Source organism: Acidovorax sp. SUPP950 (assembly GCF_030158935.1).
GTDB lineage: Bacteria > Pseudomonadota > Gammaproteobacteria > Burkholderiales > Burkholderiaceae_C > Paracidovorax.
In genome coordinates, this window is sequence record NZ_BQXE01000002.1 from 143,735 (window position 1) to 158,927 (window position 15,193).

General features: G+C 69.6%; 13 protein-coding genes. 5 read left to right on the forward strand and 8 right to left on the reverse strand.

Annotation, left to right across the window (positions count from 1 at the left end; all coding sequences use genetic code 11):
- Positions 1-411 precede the first annotated feature (411 nt).
- Entirely contained in the window at positions 412-2,091 is a 1,680-nt protein-coding gene (locus AVME950_RS09920) for an AMP-binding protein (protein ID WP_284429694.1), read from the reverse strand.
- A 135-nt stretch (positions 2,092-2,226) separates the two neighbouring features.
- On the opposite strand from AVME950_RS09920, the gene AVME950_RS09925 reads away from it, so the two are divergent.
- Positions 2,227-3,150, forward strand: a complete 924-nt coding sequence (locus AVME950_RS09925; RefSeq protein ID WP_284429695.1) for an esterase/lipase family protein — start codon at positions 2,227-2,229, stop codon at positions 3,148-3,150.
- 25 nt (positions 3,151-3,175) lie between these two features.
- Here AVME950_RS09925 and AVME950_RS09930 read toward each other — a convergent pair whose 3' ends face one another.
- The 6 genes from AVME950_RS09930 to AVME950_RS09955 all read right to left on the reverse strand — a co-directional run bounded on the left by AVME950_RS09930 (position 3,176) and on the right by AVME950_RS09955 (position 10,077).
- The gene (locus AVME950_RS09930; RefSeq protein ID WP_284429696.1) at positions 3,176-4,735 is read right to left on the reverse strand and encodes a hypothetical protein; all 1,560 of its coding nucleotides are present in this window, start codon (positions 4,733-4,735) and stop codon (positions 3,176-3,178) included.
- 170 nt (positions 4,736-4,905) lie between these two features.
- A complete protein-coding gene (gene phhA / locus AVME950_RS09935; protein WP_284425364.1) occupies positions 4,906-5,745 on the reverse strand; it encodes a phenylalanine 4-monooxygenase in 840 nt (279 codons plus the stop codon).
- A gap of 62 nt (positions 5,746-5,807) precedes the next feature.
- Positions 5,808-6,737, reverse strand: a complete 930-nt coding sequence (locus AVME950_RS09940; protein WP_284430231.1) for a Bug family tripartite tricarboxylate transporter substrate binding protein — start codon at positions 6,735-6,737, stop codon at positions 5,808-5,810.
- A 125-nt stretch (positions 6,738-6,862) separates the two neighbouring features.
- On the reverse strand, positions 6,863-7,999 hold the full coding sequence (gene hppD / locus AVME950_RS09945) for a 4-hydroxyphenylpyruvate dioxygenase (protein WP_284429697.1): 1,137 nt from the start codon (positions 7,997-7,999) through the stop codon (positions 6,863-6,865).
- Positions 8,000-8,146: 147 nt separating this feature from the next.
- Complete coding sequence (locus AVME950_RS09950) at positions 8,147-9,109, reverse strand: lipase secretion chaperone (RefSeq protein ID WP_284429698.1); 963 nt, start codon at positions 9,107-9,109, stop codon at positions 8,147-8,149.
- 26 nt (positions 9,110-9,135) lie between these two features.
- Positions 9,136-10,077, reverse strand: coding sequence for a lipase family alpha/beta hydrolase (locus AVME950_RS09955; protein ID WP_284429699.1), 942 nt, complete (start codon positions 10,075-10,077; stop codon positions 9,136-9,138).
- Between the two features lie 169 nt (positions 10,078-10,246).
- Here AVME950_RS09955 and AVME950_RS09960 point away from each other — a divergent pair, with 169 nt between their 5' ends.
- The 4 genes from AVME950_RS09960 (at position 10,247) to lnt (ending at position 14,189) form a co-directional block, all read left to right on the forward strand.
- The gene (locus AVME950_RS09960) at positions 10,247-10,729 is read left to right on the forward strand and encodes an Lrp/AsnC family transcriptional regulator (RefSeq protein WP_092745358.1); all 483 of its coding nucleotides are present in this window, start codon (positions 10,247-10,249) and stop codon (positions 10,727-10,729) included.
- 146 nt (positions 10,730-10,875) lie between these two features.
- On the forward strand, positions 10,876-11,601 hold the full coding sequence (locus AVME950_RS09965; protein ID WP_284413882.1) for a GNAT family N-acetyltransferase: 726 nt from the start codon (positions 10,876-10,878) through the stop codon (positions 11,599-11,601).
- A gap of 90 nt (positions 11,602-11,691) precedes the next feature.
- A complete protein-coding gene (locus tag AVME950_RS09970) occupies positions 11,692-12,573 on the forward strand; it encodes a CorC family transporter (protein ID WP_272565200.1) in 882 nt (293 codons plus the stop codon).
- The gene (gene lnt / locus AVME950_RS09975; RefSeq protein ID WP_284429700.1) at positions 12,573-14,189 is read left to right on the forward strand and encodes an apolipoprotein N-acyltransferase; all 1,617 of its coding nucleotides are present in this window, start codon (positions 12,573-12,575) and stop codon (positions 14,187-14,189) included. The genes AVME950_RS09970 and lnt overlap by 1 nt, the downstream gene beginning before the upstream one ends.
- 36 nt (positions 14,190-14,225) lie before the next feature.
- On the opposite strand, the gene AVME950_RS09980 is transcribed toward lnt, so the two are convergent.
- The gene (locus AVME950_RS09980) at positions 14,226-15,152 is read right to left on the reverse strand and encodes a LysR family transcriptional regulator (RefSeq protein WP_284398041.1); all 927 of its coding nucleotides are present in this window, start codon (positions 15,150-15,152) and stop codon (positions 14,226-14,228) included.
- Between the last annotated feature and the right edge of the window lie 41 nt (positions 15,153-15,193).

The following is a 15,193-nucleotide window of genomic DNA, read 5'->3' on the forward strand; positions in this document are numbered from 1 at the left end:
GGAAAAGGCGTTGTCGGGATACGGAATGCGCCGGTTGCGGACCCGATGGGGCTGTCTAAAGAGCCCCGATCTCCATCCGGAAAAACCGCCGCGGACCGCCATGGTAGCGAAAGCAAACGTTTGCGCAAACGTTTGCGCGTGGGGATTATCCCTGAGCCCAGGGTGCGGTGGTGCTTGGGAAGGGAGTCCGGCGGGCGGCTGCGGCCGGAAGAGAGACGGGGTGCGCGCACAGGGGCGCGGGTCGGCTGAAGGAGGGCGAACGGGTTGTTGCCGGCCTGGGAAAGACCAGTAGCAGGACCCGGGTGGGCTGACATCAGCGGATGCAGCTGTTACTTCCGCGTGCCACCCCGGCCGGGCGGCACGTCATCCGCCGCGGGCTGCCACGGCCCGGCGTGCGCCGGCCGAACTCAGTCAGCTGCGCAGTTCCCGGCGCAAGATCTTGCCCACATTCGTCTTGGGCAGCGCATCGCGGAACTCGATGTGCCGGGGCCGCTTGTAGCCGGTGAGGTGCTCGTGGCAGTAGCGCTCCACGTCTTCCTCCGACAGCGCCGGGTCGCTTTTCACCACGAACACCTTGATGGCCTCGCCCTGTTTCTCGTCCGGCACTCCGATGGCCGCGCATTCCAGCACGCCGGGGCACAGCGAGATCACCTGCTCCAGTTCGTTGGGGAACACGTTGAAGCCGCTCACCAGGATCATGTCCTTCTTGCGGTCGATGATGCGGGTGTAGCCGGCCTCGTCCATGATGCCGACGTCTCCCGTGCGCATGAAACCGTCCGCCGTGAAGGCCTTGGCGTTCTCCTCGGGCTGCTGGTAGTAGCCGGTCATCACGTTGGGGCCGCGGATGCAGATCTCGCCGGACTGGCCGATGGGCAGGCTCTCGCCGGCATCGTCCTTGATGGCGATGTCGATGCCCGGCAGGGGCAGGCCGATGGTGCCGGTGAACTGCGTGTTGTTCACCGGGTTGTTGGTGCCGATGGCGCAGGTCTCGCTCATGCCCCAGCCCTCGATCATGGTGCTGCCCGTCACCTTCTGCCACTGGCGCGCCGTGCCCTCCGACGCGGCCATGCCGCCGGCCTGCGACACGCACAGGTGCGAAAAATCGAGCGCAGCGAACTGCGGGTGGTGCAGCAGCGCGTTGAACAGCGTGTTGACCGCCGGCAGCATGTGGAAGGGCCGCTTCTTCAGCACCGCGACGAATTTCGGAATGTCGCGCGGATTGGGGATCAGCGTGAGGTGGGACCCCTGGCGGATCGCCAGCAGGCACAGCGTGAGCGCGAAGATGTGGTACAGCGGCAGCGCCGCGATGCTGTTGGCATGGCGCACGTCGCCCACCTTGGACAGCGCGGGCGTGAACCACGCCTCGGCCTGCAGCGTGGCGGCCACGATGTTGCGGTGCGTGAGCACCGCGCCCTTCGACAGCCCCGTGGTGCCGCCCGTGTACTGGAGGAAGGCGGTCGAATCCAGCGTGGCCTGGCTGGGCGCCAGCGTGCGCCGCTCGCCCAGGGCCAGCGCCTTGTTGAACGGCACCACCTGGCGGCCGTTGGTGAGTGGAATCTCGTAGGCCGGCACCATCTTGGCCAGGTGGCGCACGGCGAACGTGATCCAGCGCCCGAAGGCCGCGCCCAGCAGGTCGCCCATGCTGGCAACGCACACGTGCCGCACGGCGGTGCGGTCGATCACCTCGGCCAGGGTGTGGGCGAAGTTCTCCAGGATCACGATGGCGGTGGCGCCGGAATCCTTGAGCTGGTGCTCCAGCTCCCGCGCGGTGTACAGCGGGTTCACGTTCACGCAGGTGTAGCCGGCGCGCAGCACGCCCGCCATGGTCACGCCGAACTGCGGCACGTTGGGCAGCATGATGGCCACGCGCGCCCCGGGCTCCAGCCCCTGGCCCTGCAGCCAGGCGCCGAGCTGGGCCGACAGGCGGTCGAGTTCGCCGTAGGTCATCCACCGGTCCATGCAGACCGAGAAGGGGCGGTCGGCATGCTTGCGGAACGACTCCTCGAACAGGTGCGGCAGCGAGCGGTACTGCTCGGGCTCCACGCTGTGCGGCACCCCCGGAGGGTAGTTTTTCAGCCAGATCCGTTCCATGCGGTCGTCCCTTTCGTGCGCGGGTGGAGGTGGGCACGATTGTGGAAGCGGCTCGCGCCCTGTCCAGGGGGCTTGTCCTAGGCCCGTCCCGCAAGTGACATGATGCGGACTCGTTTTTTTTCAGGAGCGCCGGTCTTGACCAATGCACGATGGCAACGCGGAATGGTGGTGTGCAACCTGCTGCTGGCCGCCGGCTGGCTGGTGTGGCAATGGCCCGCCTCGCCCCTGCGGGCGGTGGCGGGCCTGGCCGCGGTGATGCTGCTGCTGCGGCTGTTCATGGGGCTGCAGTTCGTGTGCATGGCCCGCGTGAACCGGCGGGCCAGCCGGGCCGACGGGGTGCCGGCGCCGTCGCTGGCGCAGATGGTGCGCGCCTGGTCGGCCGAGGCGCGCTGGGCCAGCGTGGTGTTCGGATGGTGGCAGCCGTTTCGCTCCACCGCCGTGCCCGACTGGCTGCCGCCCCCCGTTGCCGGCGGCCCGCCGCCCGCGCGCGGCGTGGTGCTGGTGCACGGTTTCATCTGCAACCGCGGGTTCTGGACGCCCTGGATGAAGGTGCTGCGCAGCCGCGGCCACCCGTTCGTGGCGGTGACGATGGAGCCCGCGTTCGGCACCATCGATGACTATGTGGACACGCTGGACGAGGCGGTGCGCCGGGTCACCGCCGCCACGGGCCGCCCGCCGGTCGTGGTGGGCCACAGCATGGGCGGTCTGGCCGTGCGGGCGTGGCTGCGGGCGCGGCAGGCCGATGCGCGCGTGCACCGCGTAATCACGCTGGGCTCGCCCCACCAGGGCGCCTGGGCGGCGCGGTTCAGCCGGTCCGCCAACGGCCGGCAGATGGTGCCCGGGGGCGAATGGCTGCGGCAGCTGGCGCAGGACGAGCCGCCCGGGCGCGCGGCGCTGTTCACCTGCTTTTATTCCAACTGCGACAACGCGGTGTACCCGGCCGCCACGGCCACGCTGGACGGCGCGGACAACCGCCTTCGCGAGGGCCTGGCGCACGTGCAGATGGCGTTCCATCCGCCGGTGGTGCGGGAGTGCCTGGACCTCATCGCGGCGCCGTAGGCCCGCAGGGCATTGCCGCCTGCTTCTACGCCGCGGCCGCCGCGGAGCGCCGCGCGTTGAAGTCGTCCGATCCCACGCCCATGTCCTTGCCGTACTGCGGCGACACATAGGCCACGTTGACCCCGGCCAGCAGCCGCTTGAGCTGCTTCACGGCGGCCACGTTGCCGCTGCTGAAATCGTCGGGCAGCGTGAGCCGGTCCTGGTAGGCCAGCTGGAAGGCCCGCTTGTCGTCCGTCGAGCCGTTTTGCGCGGCCTTGAATGCCAGGGCGATTTCCCGCAGGCCCGCATCGGCGGATTCGGGCGTGCCAAAGCCCGCGCGCAGCGCCGCCCGGCCTTCTTCGGTGGAGATGGCCATCACATCGACCGGCACCGGTTTGGCCGCTGGCGCCGGCGTGGCGGAGACCGGGTGCAGCGCCGGTTTCGCGGCTGGGTGCTTTGGCGGGCGGGGCTTGAGGTGCGCCTTGGGTGGTGGAGGCGGGGGCGGCGGCGGAGCGGCGGCGGCCTCGGCTTCGGCCTTGGCAGTGGTTTCGGCCACGGCGGCCGTCTCGGCGGCGGCGGCCGCGTCCGCCGGGGTTTCGGCCGGCGGCTCTGCGGGCGGCATGGTTTGCGGGGCGAACCGTCCCAGGGTGTGGTTCAGGAACTTCTGCAGTGACTGACCGGTGGTCAGCAGCGACTGGCCGATGTCGGCCAGTTCTTCGCGGATCTCCTGCGACAGCCGCGTCTTGTTCTCCACCATGTGCTGGAGCGCGCCGGACAGCGCATGCAAGGCCGGTGCAGCCTGGGTGGCCAGGCGCTGCACCCGGGCCAGCACCTCCTGGGCCTGCGCGGCGGTGGTGATCTGCACGGTGTTGGCGCTTTCCAGGCCGATGGCCACGGCGGCATGGGCCACGGACTGGAAGGCCGCCGACGCCGCCTGCAGCCTGGCCGGCAGCACCGAGTACCGCGTTTCCATGGGCGCCTGGGCGGAGGCCGCGCCGCTGGCTGCGCTGCTGCCGCTGCTCTGGAAGGACGGTCTTTGGGGCAGGACCGAAGGGCGGGGCGCCTGCGGACGCGGGCTGGCGCCCTGCAGGATGGAGGGGCGCACCTGCGGCAGCACCGACGCCCGCGGGGGGCGCTGTGCGGCAGCCTCCGGCCGGGCGGGGTCCTGCGGCGCTGGGGCCGGGGGAAGCACCGAGCTGCCGAACGCCCCTTGCGGCGCGGGCGCATAGGGCGACTGGAACGTGTTCATCGCCGAGTGCGACTGGTACGCCTGGGGCGGCAGAAAGCTCTGGCGCAGCGGCGACTGGTATTGCGGCGGCAGCTTCGAATGGCGCTGGTAGGTCTCGGGCGGCTCGGTGCCGGGCCGCTGGGGCGACTGGAACTGCGGCGGCAGCAGCGAATGCCGCACCACGTGCAGGGGCGCACGCGGCGGCATCGACGGGGCGGAGGACAGGCGCCGGGCCAGCTCGGGCAGCGTTGGTTCGGCGGAGGGCGGTTGGCGCCTGCGCCGCACGGGCGCGACGGGCGTCATCAGCCCCGGCGAGGGATCGACGACGATGCCCGGTGCGGGACGCAGCGGTGACGAAATGCCAGAAATGCGCGACATGGATGGATTCCTCGGGGAATCCGCCGCCAATGTGCCTCGCGCTGGGCGCCCGTTGGACCTTGCGGCGGATGACGGAGTCGATCATCCGCAGTCGCTGGGGGCTGCCCCGCCCCCGGCGCGAAGCCATGCCGCCGCGTGCGAAGAAGCGGCGGCCGGCCGGGTGCGCGCCGTCAGGCCGGCACGGCCTCGCGCTCGTCGGCCGCGAACTCGGGCTGGCCTTTGAGGCGCTCGTAGATCGGGGCGAAGTCGGCTGCGGTCATGTCGAACAGCTGCTGGAAGCTGTCGATGATGAAGTAGGTCTGCTGGTAGGTGTCGATCTTGTAGCGCGTGCGCATGGTGCGCTCCAGCTGCAGGGGAATGCGCTGCGGCTCGGGGCTGCGCACCGAATGGGCCAGCTCGCCCGAAGAACTCAGGATGCCCGCACCATAGGCCCGCAGGCCATCGTCCTGGCGGATCAGGCCGAACTCGATCGTGTACCAGTACAGGCGCGACAGCAGCTCGCAGGCGCCCAGGCCGTGGGCCTTGAGGCCGCCCTGGCCGTAGCGCTGCACGTAGTCGGCGAAGACCGGGTTGAACAGCAGCGGCACATGGCCGAACAGGTCATGGAAGATGTCGGGCTCGACGATGTAGTCGAACTCCTGCGGCGTGCGGATCCAGTCGGTCACCGGGAACTTGCGGTTGGCCAGCAGCGTGAAGAACGGCACCTCGGGGATCAGCCCCGGCACGCCCACCAGTTCCCAGCGCGTGGCCTTGTACAGGCGCTCGTTCACTTCCTCGAAGCGCGGAATGCGGTCGCGCGCGCCGAGCGAGGGCAGGGCCTCGATGAACGCATCGCTCGCCAGGCCCGGCAGCAGGGCCGACTGGCGTTCGTACAGGCGCCGGTAGGTGTCGTGGTCGGCCGCGGTGTAGGCCTCGTAGTCCTGCGCGCAGGTGTAGTCGGCGTTGGCGCGGGCGTAGTCGCCGCGGGGCGGGCGATCGGATTGTCCGTAGACGACGGGGGGCTGTCCCATGCTTGGCTCCTTGGGTTTTTGTATCCATGCCGCAGCCCCGGGCGTCCTGCCCCCGGCCGCGGCTAATCCATCTTGATCTTTGCGGCCTTGATCAGAAAACCGTACTTGCTGTGCTCCGAGCGCACGAACTGGCCGAAGCTCTCCAGCGTCAGGTCCTCGGGGTCGAGGCCCATCTTCTTGAAGCGCTCCGTGCTGGCCGGCGACTTCATGCCCGCGCTGAAGGCCATGGCGTAGCGGCGGGCGTCGGCATCGGGCAGCGCGACCGGGGCGAAGAGCCCGAACCACGTCACCACGTTGAAGCCCTGCACCTCGTCGTTGATGCTGCGCACGTCCGGCAGGTCGTCGTCCCGGCCCAGCGAGGTCACGCCCAGCGCCTTCAGCTTGCCCGCCTTGATGAGCGGCAGCGACGAAGCCAGGTTGTCGAACACCAGGCTCACTTCCTGCGCCTGCAGGGCCTTGAGCGCCGGGGGCGAACCCTGGAACGGCACGTGCGCCATGCGCGTGTTGGTCAGCGACTTGAACATCTCGGCCGCGATGTGGCCGATGCTGCCGTTGCCGCCCGAGCCGTACTTGAGCTGGTCCGGGTGCTTCTTGAGGTACTGCACCAGGTCGGTCGTGCTGCCGATGTTCAGGCTCTTGGCCTGCTCGGCGCTCATCACCAGCACGTTGGGCGTGCGCGCGACGAGGGCGATCGGCTTGAAGTCCTTGATCGGGTCGTACGGAAAGTTCTTGTACAGCCAGGGGTTCACCGCATGCGTGGCCACTGCGCCCATCACCAGCAGGTTGCCGCCGGCCGGGGCTTTCGCCACCAGATCGGCGCCGACGTTGCCGCCCGCGCCGGGCTTGTTCTCCACCGCCACGTTGCCTAGCGCCGCCTTGGCGCCTTCGGCAACGATGTGGGCCGAGGCATCGACCGGCCCGCCCGCAGGGTAGGGCACGATGATCTTCAGCGGCGCGGAAGGGGTCTGCGCGTGCGCGGCAAGTCCTGCCATGCACAGCAATGCACCCCCCAGATAGGCACTGGCACTCAATAGCTTCACGGTATCTCCTCCGGTTCTAAGACGTGCCGCAGTATAGAGATGCGTCGCCGTGAAGCTGCATTCGGTTACAGGCGGTGCTATTCCGACTTCAGCACGCCCCGGCGCATCTGGTCGAGCTCGATGCTCTCGAACAGCGCCTTGAAGTTGCCGTTGCCGAAACCGTCGTCGCCCTTGCGCTGGATGAACTCGAAGAAAATGGGGCCGAGCTGGTTCTCGCTGAAGATCTGCAGCAGCAGCGCGTCCTTCTTTCCGTCCACGAGGATCTTGCGCTTGTGCAGTTCGGCCAGCGGCTCGCCGTGGCCGGGAATCCGCTTGTCCACCAATTCGTAGTAGGTGTCGATGGTGTCCAGCAGGCGCACGCCGGCGCCGCGCAGTGCGTCCACCGTGGCGTACAGATCGTCCGAGCCCATGGCGATGTGCTGGATGCCTTCGCCGTTGTACATGTCCAGGTATTCCTGGATCTGGCCGGCCTTCTCCTTGCCCTCTTCGTTGATCGGGATGCGGATCTTGCCGCAGGGGCTGGTCATGGCCTTGCTCTTGACGCCGGTGACCTGGCCTTCGATGTCGAAGTACTTGATCTCGCGGAAGCCGAACAGGCGCTCGTAGAACCCGGCCCATTCGTTCATGCGGCCCCGGTGCACGTTGTGCGTCAGGTGGTCGATGTAGGTGAGGCCATGGCCGTGGGGGTTGAGCGCCTCTTCGGCCGACACGCCGGGCAGCGGTTCGAAGTCCACGTCGAAGAAGCCGATGTTGCCGATGTCGCCGGGCTGCGCGCCGCCCTTGCCGCGCCAGCGGTCCACCAGATAGATCAGGCTGTCGCCGATGCCCTTGATGGCGGGAATGTTCAGCTCGCCCGGGCCGGCGGTGCCGGCATAGCCCCAGGCGCCCAGCCCCAGGGCGCGTTCGTAGGCGGCCTTGGCATCGTGCACGCGGAAGGCGATGGCGCAGACGCTGGGGCCGTGCATGCGCGCAAAGCGCTGCGCGAAGCTGTCGGGCTCGGCATTGATGATGAAGTTGATCTCGCCCTGGCGGTACAGGGTGACGTTCTTGTGGCGGTGCCGCGCCACGGGCTTGAAGCCCATGCCTTCGAACACCTTGCCCATGGCCTGCGGATCGGGTGCAGCGTATTCGATGAATTCGAAACCGTCGGTGCCCATGGGGTTCTCCCAGGCGGCGGTCTGTTGCGTGGCTTGCTCGGGCAAGGCTGCGTTCATTGGCGTCTCCGTTCGTGGATGAATGTCTGCCATCCACTTTAGGCCGTAGAGACTCAGCATTCGGGCGAAATCGTGCCCCCGGCGAGCCCGTTTTGCAGGAAACCTGCATGAATGGCCGCAATGCCGCAGCCGAAGGTTGTCCGGCGGTCAGCGAGCCTGTGCGGGCAGCGCCCGCAGCGCCAGGGCGCCCTCCAGGCGCAGTTGCTCCTGCGGCGTGAACAGCTCCGACCGCAGTTGCGCCAGCCGGGCCGAAGAAGACCCTGAGCCCATCGCCGCCTGATATTGGTCGAGCCGGCCCTGCCATTGCCGGTCCTGCGTGTCCACCTGGGCCAGCCGCTGCGCGGCCTCGCTGCCGTATTGCGCGCTGCGCACATTGAAGCGGGCCGTGGCGTCCATGCCCTGGGCGTCGAAGTCCGCGGTCTGCCGGGCCAGGCCCACGTGCGCCACCGCTTCGCTGCGCTGCGCCTGCAACGCGGGGCCGAGGGCGCTTTCGGCCTGGTGCAGGGCGGCACTTTTCTGGTCGGCCGTGAGCGACGGGTCGCGCTCGATCTCCAGGCGGGAGAGCAGGTATTCGTCCATCTGTGCATCCGCGGCGAACAGGGCCTGGTACTCGTCCGGCTCGAAGGCGGCCATGCGCACCTTCTGGCGTGCGGCCAGGGCCTGGCGCAGGGCCTGGGGATCGCGCAGATCGGCGGGCGCCTGCAGCCGCCCCAGCGCCACGCGGTAGTCCACGTAGCGGTGGGCCAGCGCCAGGGCCCGGGTGGCGACCTGCGGCGGGAAGAACTGGCCGATCAGGCCCTCCAGCCGTGCCTTGAGAAGGCCGGGCTCCGGCGCTTCGCCCGCCGCGTGCAGCAGGGCTTCCAGCGTGTCGCGCAGGCCGGGTCCCAGCAGCGGGTCGTCGCTGGCGGCGGCCACGGGCGGTGCGGGTGCGTCCCACACCGCCGGCGTGGCCGGGCCTCGGCCCCGGGTTTCCACCACCAGGGCCAGGGCGGTCTCGGCGCCGGGCGGGCGGGGCGCCTGCGCCGCCGGGCCGCCCGTGGCCCACCAGAGCAGGGCGGCGGCCGCGGCGATGCCGCACGCCGCCAGTGCCGCGCCGGGGATGCGTGCCACAGGCGGGTGCGCTATCGGCCGGCTTGTCACAGGCCTACTTTCTTGAGGCGGTTGGCCTGGTCCAGGTACAGCGTGACCGGGTCCACCGACAGCCAGTCCCGCAGGCCGAGCAACTGGTTGACCTCGTCCAGATGGTTCTGGCGGTAGTCGCCCAGGTGTTTGCCCAGGCGTGCCGAGCAGGCCGACACCAGGCCGTCGTTGGCCTCGTTGAACACCAGCCCGGTCGTGGCGAGCAGGGCGTCGCTGGCATCGAGCACGTTGGTGACCGTGCGCACACCGGTCCACGAGTAGTAGCGCACGCCGTTGACCAGATCGGCCCCGTCGCCGCAGCCGCTGGTGGGCACGCCCGCGCCGAAGCGCTGGTTGAAGCGCGCCGAACCCTCGGTGGTGAGCGAATCCAGCGCCGCGGTCGGCATCTGCGGCAGGCCGCTGCCGCCCGACGACAGATTGATGAGCGCCACCAGCGCCGAAGCCGCCTGGCTGGCCACCGCCTCGCTCACGCTGCCCTTGGGCGCGACCCCGCGCACCACGTCCGCCACGCGCGAGCCGCGGTTGACGCCGCCCACGGAGGTGACCGACGCCACCCACTGCGGCGCCACCCCGGCGACGTACCGCGCCGTCGGGCCGCCATGCGAATGGCCGATCAGGTGGACCTTCTCGGCGCCCGTGAGCGCCCGGATGTTCTTCACCTGGGCCAGCAACTGCTCGCCCCGCACCTCGGTGCTGTTGGCCGCAGACACCTGCGCCACGAACACGCGGGCGCCATCGCGCTGCAGCGCTTGCGGAATGCGGTAGAAGTAATCCACGCCCAGCGCGGAATCGAATCCGAACAGGCCGTGCACCAAAACGATGGGGTAGCGGGTCTGCGCGTAGCCGGACTGGGCGCTGGCGCCCTGCAAGCCCTGCAATGCGAACGCGGCCAGGACGAAAGCGAAACCGCGCAGCAGGCGGCTGAATGCAACGAACATGGTTTGTCTCCGGTGGTGGTGTGAAAACACTCTCTTATAAAAAAGAACGACCGTTCTTTTTTGGAGATTTTGCGACGATGCGCGGCCTTCCACATCGGGACATACGTGCATTCGGCGGCGATGGAATCCACCTTCGCAGCCGTGCCCGAGATCCGTAGAATCCTGCGCCATGACCGCTGACCACGCACTCGACAAGCTCGACCGCGCCATCTTGCGCTGTTTACAGGTGAACGGACGCGAGACCTACGACGAAATCGGCGAGCGGGTGGGACTGTCGCCCAGCGCCGTGCTGCGCCGCGCCAAGCGCCTGGAGGACAGTGGCGTGATCGACCGCTACGTGGCGCTGGTCCGGCCCGAGTCGGTGGGCCTGGGCCTCACGGCCTACCTGAACGTGCGCCTCGAAAAGCACACCGAGAGCCACAAGCGCAACCCCATGGACCTGTTTCGCGCCAGCGTGCAGACCTGGCCCGAGGTGGTGGAGTGCGCCGCGCTCACGGGCGAGATGGACTACCTTTTGCGCGTCGTGGTGGCCGACATGGCGCACTACAGCCGCTTCATCATGGACACGCTGCTTAAGCACCCCAGCGTGCAGGATTGCAAGACGAGCTTCGTGCTGGACCGCGTGAAGGCCACCACCGCCGTGCCGGTGTAGCGCGCAGGCGCTCTTGAATCCATAGCTGCCCGCGCCCTCGGGCCCGTCGGTGGCGCCGTCCGGGGGCGGAGAGGCTTCGCCTGCTGTGCCGCAGTGCAACAAAAAGTTTGGCCAGGAATAAGGGAAAACCCTAAAATCGCGCCATCATGATCCCCACCCAAGACTGGCTTCGCGCGTCCCCCGATGCAGGCGGCACTGTGCTGCGCAGCGAAGCGCCCCGTCCGCCGCACCGGCGGGGCAGCTCGCCGGTCATGGTGCCGATCCGCTCGCTCGGCCCCGGGCACCGCGAGCGCATCGCCGCCCACCTGCTGCGGCTGGAGCCTGCGGACCGCTACCTGCGCTTCGGCTACGCCGCCAGCGACGAACAGGTGCAGCGCTATGTGGACCAGCTGGATTTCGTGCGCGACGAGATCTTCGGCATCTACAACCGGCGGCTCGAACTCATCGCCGTCGCCCACCTCGCCTACGCCGATTCGCCGGAGCACCAAAGCTGCGCCGAGTTCGGCGTGTCCGTGCTGGGTCAGGCGCGGGGGCGCGGCTTCGGCGCGCGGCTGTTCGATCGCGCCGTGATGCATGCGCGCAACCAGGGCGTGAGCATGGTGTTCATCCATGCCCTGAGCGAGAACACCGCCATGCTGAAAATCGCGCGCAATGCCGGCGCCACCGTGCGCCGCGACGGCTCGGAGTCCGAGGCCTACCTGCAACTGCCGCGCGCCGGCCTGGACACCCGCATGGCGCAGATGGTGGTGCACCAGTTCGCCGAGATGGACTACCGCTTCAAGAAGCAGGCCCGCCAGTTCTGGCGGCTCCTGGCCGGGCTGCAGGAAGTGCGGCGCGGCGTGCGCGACGGGCGCCACCAGTCGGCCGAATGACGGCCCTGGGCGCCCGGCAGGGCCGCCAGCGCGGCGCTTCCGCTATCCTTGGGGCCTGATCAACCACCGCACGTCCTGCATTCCAAGACCGTGTCCGACCCCCATTCCGCGCGCCCGTCCGAACGAGAGGACAAGCGCACGTTCCTGCAGCGGCTCGTCGAGTTCATCCACCCCGGCCCGGATTCGACCGACGAGCTGATCGCCACCCTGGCGGAAGCCGAAGACAACCAGATCATCAACGCCGATGCCCGCGTGATGCTCGAGCGCGTGCTGCGCATGGCCGAGATGCGGGCCAGCGACGTGATGGTGGCCGCCCCGCGCATGGACCTGATCGACATCGAGGCGCCGTTTGATGCCCTGCTGCACCAGGTGATCGACACCGCGCACTCGCGGTTTCCCGTCTATCAGGGCGAGCGCGAGAACATCATCGGCATCCTGATGGCCAAGGACCTGCTCAAGCTGCAGCGCGCGCCGGAGCTGAACATCCGCGCGCTGTTGCGCCCTGCGGCCTTCGTGCCGGAGAGCAAGGGCCTGAATGACCTGCTGCGCGAGTTCCGCGTGAACCGCATCCACATGGCGGTGGTGATCGACGAGTTCGGCCGCGTGGCCGGGCTGGTCACCATCGAGGACGTGCTGGAGCAGATCGTGGGCGAGATCGAGGATGAGTTCGACATCCCCGAGGACGAGGGCGACATCTTCGGCCTGGCCGACCGCACCTACCGCGTGAGCGGCGACACGCCGGTCGAGCGGGTGGCCGAGGCGTTCGGCGCGGTGCTCGCGGGCTCCGACCGGACCGAGCCCTTCGACACCATCGGCGGCCTGATCGCGCACGAGATGGGCCGTGCCCCCAAGCGCGGCGAGACGCTCGACCTGGGCGGGCTGCGGTTCGTCGTGCTGCACACCAAGGGCGGCGCGGTGCGCTGGTTCAAGGTGTCGCCGGTTCCCGCCGAAGACGACCGGGCTGCGCACTGATGGGCGCCGCTGGCGCGCGCCGCGGCCCGCTCGGGCCGGTGGCGCTGGCAGGGGGGCTCGCGCTGCTGGCGGGCCTGGCGCAGGCCGCCTCGATCGCCTGGCCCTTCGGCGGCGAGCCGGTGTGGTGGCTGCAACTCCTGTCCCTGGGCGGCTTCGCGCGGCTGCTGCTGGCCAGCCGCAGCGCCCGGCAGGCCGCGGTGCTGGGGTGGATGTTCGCCACCGCCTGGCTGACGGGCACCTTCTGGTGGCTCTTCATTTCCATGCACACCTACGGCGGGCTGGCCGCGCCGCTGGCCGCGCTCGCGGTGCTGGGGCTGGCGGCGTTTCTGGGCAGCTATTACGCGGTGGCTGCGGGGTGTTTCAAGGCCCTGGGGCAATCAAATCGCTGGCATGTTGCTATTGTTTTCGGAGCATTCTGGCTGCTGGCCGAGTTGGCGCGCGGCCAGTGGTGGACGGGCTTTCCATGGGGCGCCGGCGGCTATGCGCACGTCGAAGGCCCGCTGGCCGTGCTGGCCCGGTCGGTCGGGGTGTACGGCATCGGCTGCATCGCGGCCGTGCTGGTCATGCTCGTGGCCCAGGGGCGGCGCAGCGACCTGCGCAGCCTGAAGGCGTGGGCCCTGGTGGGGCTGGCCGTGCTGGCCTGGGCCGGGCTGGCGGTGCAGCGCCACTGCGCCGTCGAGCTGTGCCACACGCCGATGCAGCGCCCCGCGCCGCTGTCGCTGGCCCTGCTGCAGGGCAACATCCCCCAGGACGAGAAATTCCAGGCCGGCAGCGGCGTGCCGACCGCCCTGCGCTGGTATGCCGAGCAGCTGCGCAGCGCCCAGGCCGCGCTGGTGGTGGCGCCCGAGACGGCCATCCCGCTGCTGCCGCAGCAACTGGTGCCCGGCTACCTGGATTCGGTCACCGCGCGCTACACCCAGCCCCCCGCGGCGGGGCAGGGCGCCGGCCGGCAGGCGGCGCTGCTGGGCATTCCGCTGGGCGACATGGCGCTGGGCTACACCAACTCGGTGATGGGCTTCGCGCCCGGCCAGGCCGCGCCGTACCAGTACGACAAGCACCACCTCGTGCCCTTCGGCGAGTTCATCCCGCCGTTCTTCCGGTGGTTCACCGAGATGATGAACATCCCGCTGGGCGACTTCAACCGGGGCGCCGTGGGGCAGGCGCCGTTCCTCTGGGCGGGCGAGCGCATCGCGCCCAACATCTGCTATGAGGATCTGTTCGGCGAAGAACTGGGCGCGCGCTTCACCGACCCCGCCCAGGCGCCGACGATCTTCGTGAACCTGAGCAACATCGGCTGGTTCGGCGATTCGGTGGCCATCGACCAGCATCTGGCCATCAGCCGCATGCGCGCGCTGGAGTTCGAGCGCCCGATGGTGCGGGCCACCAACACGGGGGCCACCGCCATCATCGACCACCGGGGCGTGGTCACGCAGCGCCTGCCGTCGCACGTGCGCGGCGTGCTGACCGGCGAGGTGCTGGGGCGCAGCGGGGCGGTCACGCCCTATGCATCTTGGGTCTCGCGCTGGGGCCTGTGGCCGCTGTGGGCGCTCGGCGCGCTGGTGGCAGGCTGGGCCTGGGTGCGCCGGCGCCGCGCCCGCAGGGCCGCCACCGCCTGAAACCCCCGCGCGCCTGGCGCTGATCGAAGGGCCCGCTCAGAGCGCGGCCGCTTCGGAGGGCGCGCGCGCCATCGTTTGCATGAGCACGTCCGACAGCAGGGCCAGCATGCGGGCGGCATGGCGGTCCGGCGGGCGGTTGGCGGCGTGGTAGGCATGCAGCGCCATGGGAGGCAGGTCGCGCAACGGCACCGCGGTGATGGCGGCCGGGTCGAGGTTGCGCGCGGTCAGGAAATCGACCACCGTCCACCCCATGCCGCGCTTGACCAGCGCCAGGGCCAGCTGCGAGGTCTGCATCTGGATGCCCAGTTCGGTGTGCACGCCCAGGCTCTGTGCCAGTTCGGCCATGGGTTGGCGCATGGGCTCGTCGCCCAGCAACTGGATCATGGGCGTGTTGGCCAGGAATGTGATCGGGTCGGACCGGTTCAGCCGCACCGCGCGCAGCCAGATGTCCCGCGCCACGGCGATGAACAGCGGCCCGCTCACCAGGATGCTGCTCTCCAGCTGCGGGTGCGGGTGATCGTAGAAGCCCAGCGCGAAATCCACCGAGCGGGTGAGCAGCGCCTGCGCCATCTGGTCCTGGTGCAGGGTGCGCACTTCCACGCGCACCCGGGGCGATTGCTGGGCATGGCGCTCCAGCACCGCGGGCAGGAATTCGTGCGTGACGGACGGAATCGCCGCCAGCCGCACCAGGCCGCCCTCGGGCTGGCGCAGGTTGTGCGCGGTGCGGCGCAGCGCGTCGAGCTGGCTGTGGATCTGGCTGGAGGCGGTGAACAGCGCCTGCGCCTCCGGCGTGGGCAGCAGGGCCCCGCGGGCCCGGCTGAACAGCGCGTAGCCCAGTTGCAGTTCCGCGTGCGCGATGGTCTTGCTCACCGCCGACGGCGTGATGTTGATCAGCCGGGCAGCCGCGCTCATGTTGCCGGTCTGCATAACGGCCTGGAAGACTTCGAGTTGGCGGAGATTCATCGCAGGGGAGGGAAAACGAGAATATGACCGGAAGTCACACC

What these genes read in the sequence shown, in the direction of transcription:
- AVME950_RS09965 (WP_284413882.1), top strand. Translation starts at nt 10,876, where the DNA reads ATGATCCCCACCCAAGACTGGCTTCGCGCGTCCCCCGATGCAGGCGGC.
- AVME950_RS09930 (WP_284429696.1), bottom strand. Translation starts at nt 4,735, where the DNA reads ATGTCGCGCATTTCTGGCATTTCGTCACCGCTGCGTCCCGCACCGGGC.
- AVME950_RS09980 (WP_284398041.1), bottom strand. Translation starts at nt 15,152, where the DNA reads ATGAATCTCCGCCAACTCGAAGTCTTCCAGGCCGTTATGCAGACCGGC.
- phhA (WP_284425364.1), bottom strand. Translation starts at nt 5,745, where the DNA reads ATGGGACAGCCCCCCGTCGTCTACGGACAATCCGATCGCCCGCCCCGC.
- hppD (WP_284429697.1), bottom strand. Translation starts at nt 7,999, where the DNA reads ATGAACGCAGCCTTGCCCGAGCAAGCCACGCAACAGACCGCCGCCTGG.
- lnt (WP_284429700.1), top strand. Translation starts at nt 12,573, where the DNA reads ATGGGCGCCGCTGGCGCGCGCCGCGGCCCGCTCGGGCCGGTGGCGCTG.
- AVME950_RS09920 (WP_284429694.1), bottom strand. Translation starts at nt 2,091, where the DNA reads ATGGAACGGATCTGGCTGAAAAACTACCCTCCGGGGGTGCCGCACAGC.
- AVME950_RS09960 (WP_092745358.1), top strand. Translation starts at nt 10,247, where the DNA reads ATGACCGCTGACCACGCACTCGACAAGCTCGACCGCGCCATCTTGCGC.
- AVME950_RS09955 (WP_284429699.1), bottom strand. Translation starts at nt 10,077, where the DNA reads ATGTTCGTTGCATTCAGCCGCCTGCTGCGCGGTTTCGCTTTCGTCCTG.
- AVME950_RS09940 (WP_284430231.1), bottom strand. Translation starts at nt 6,737, where the DNA reads ATGGCAGGACTTGCCGCGCACGCGCAGACCCCTTCCGCGCCGCTGAAG.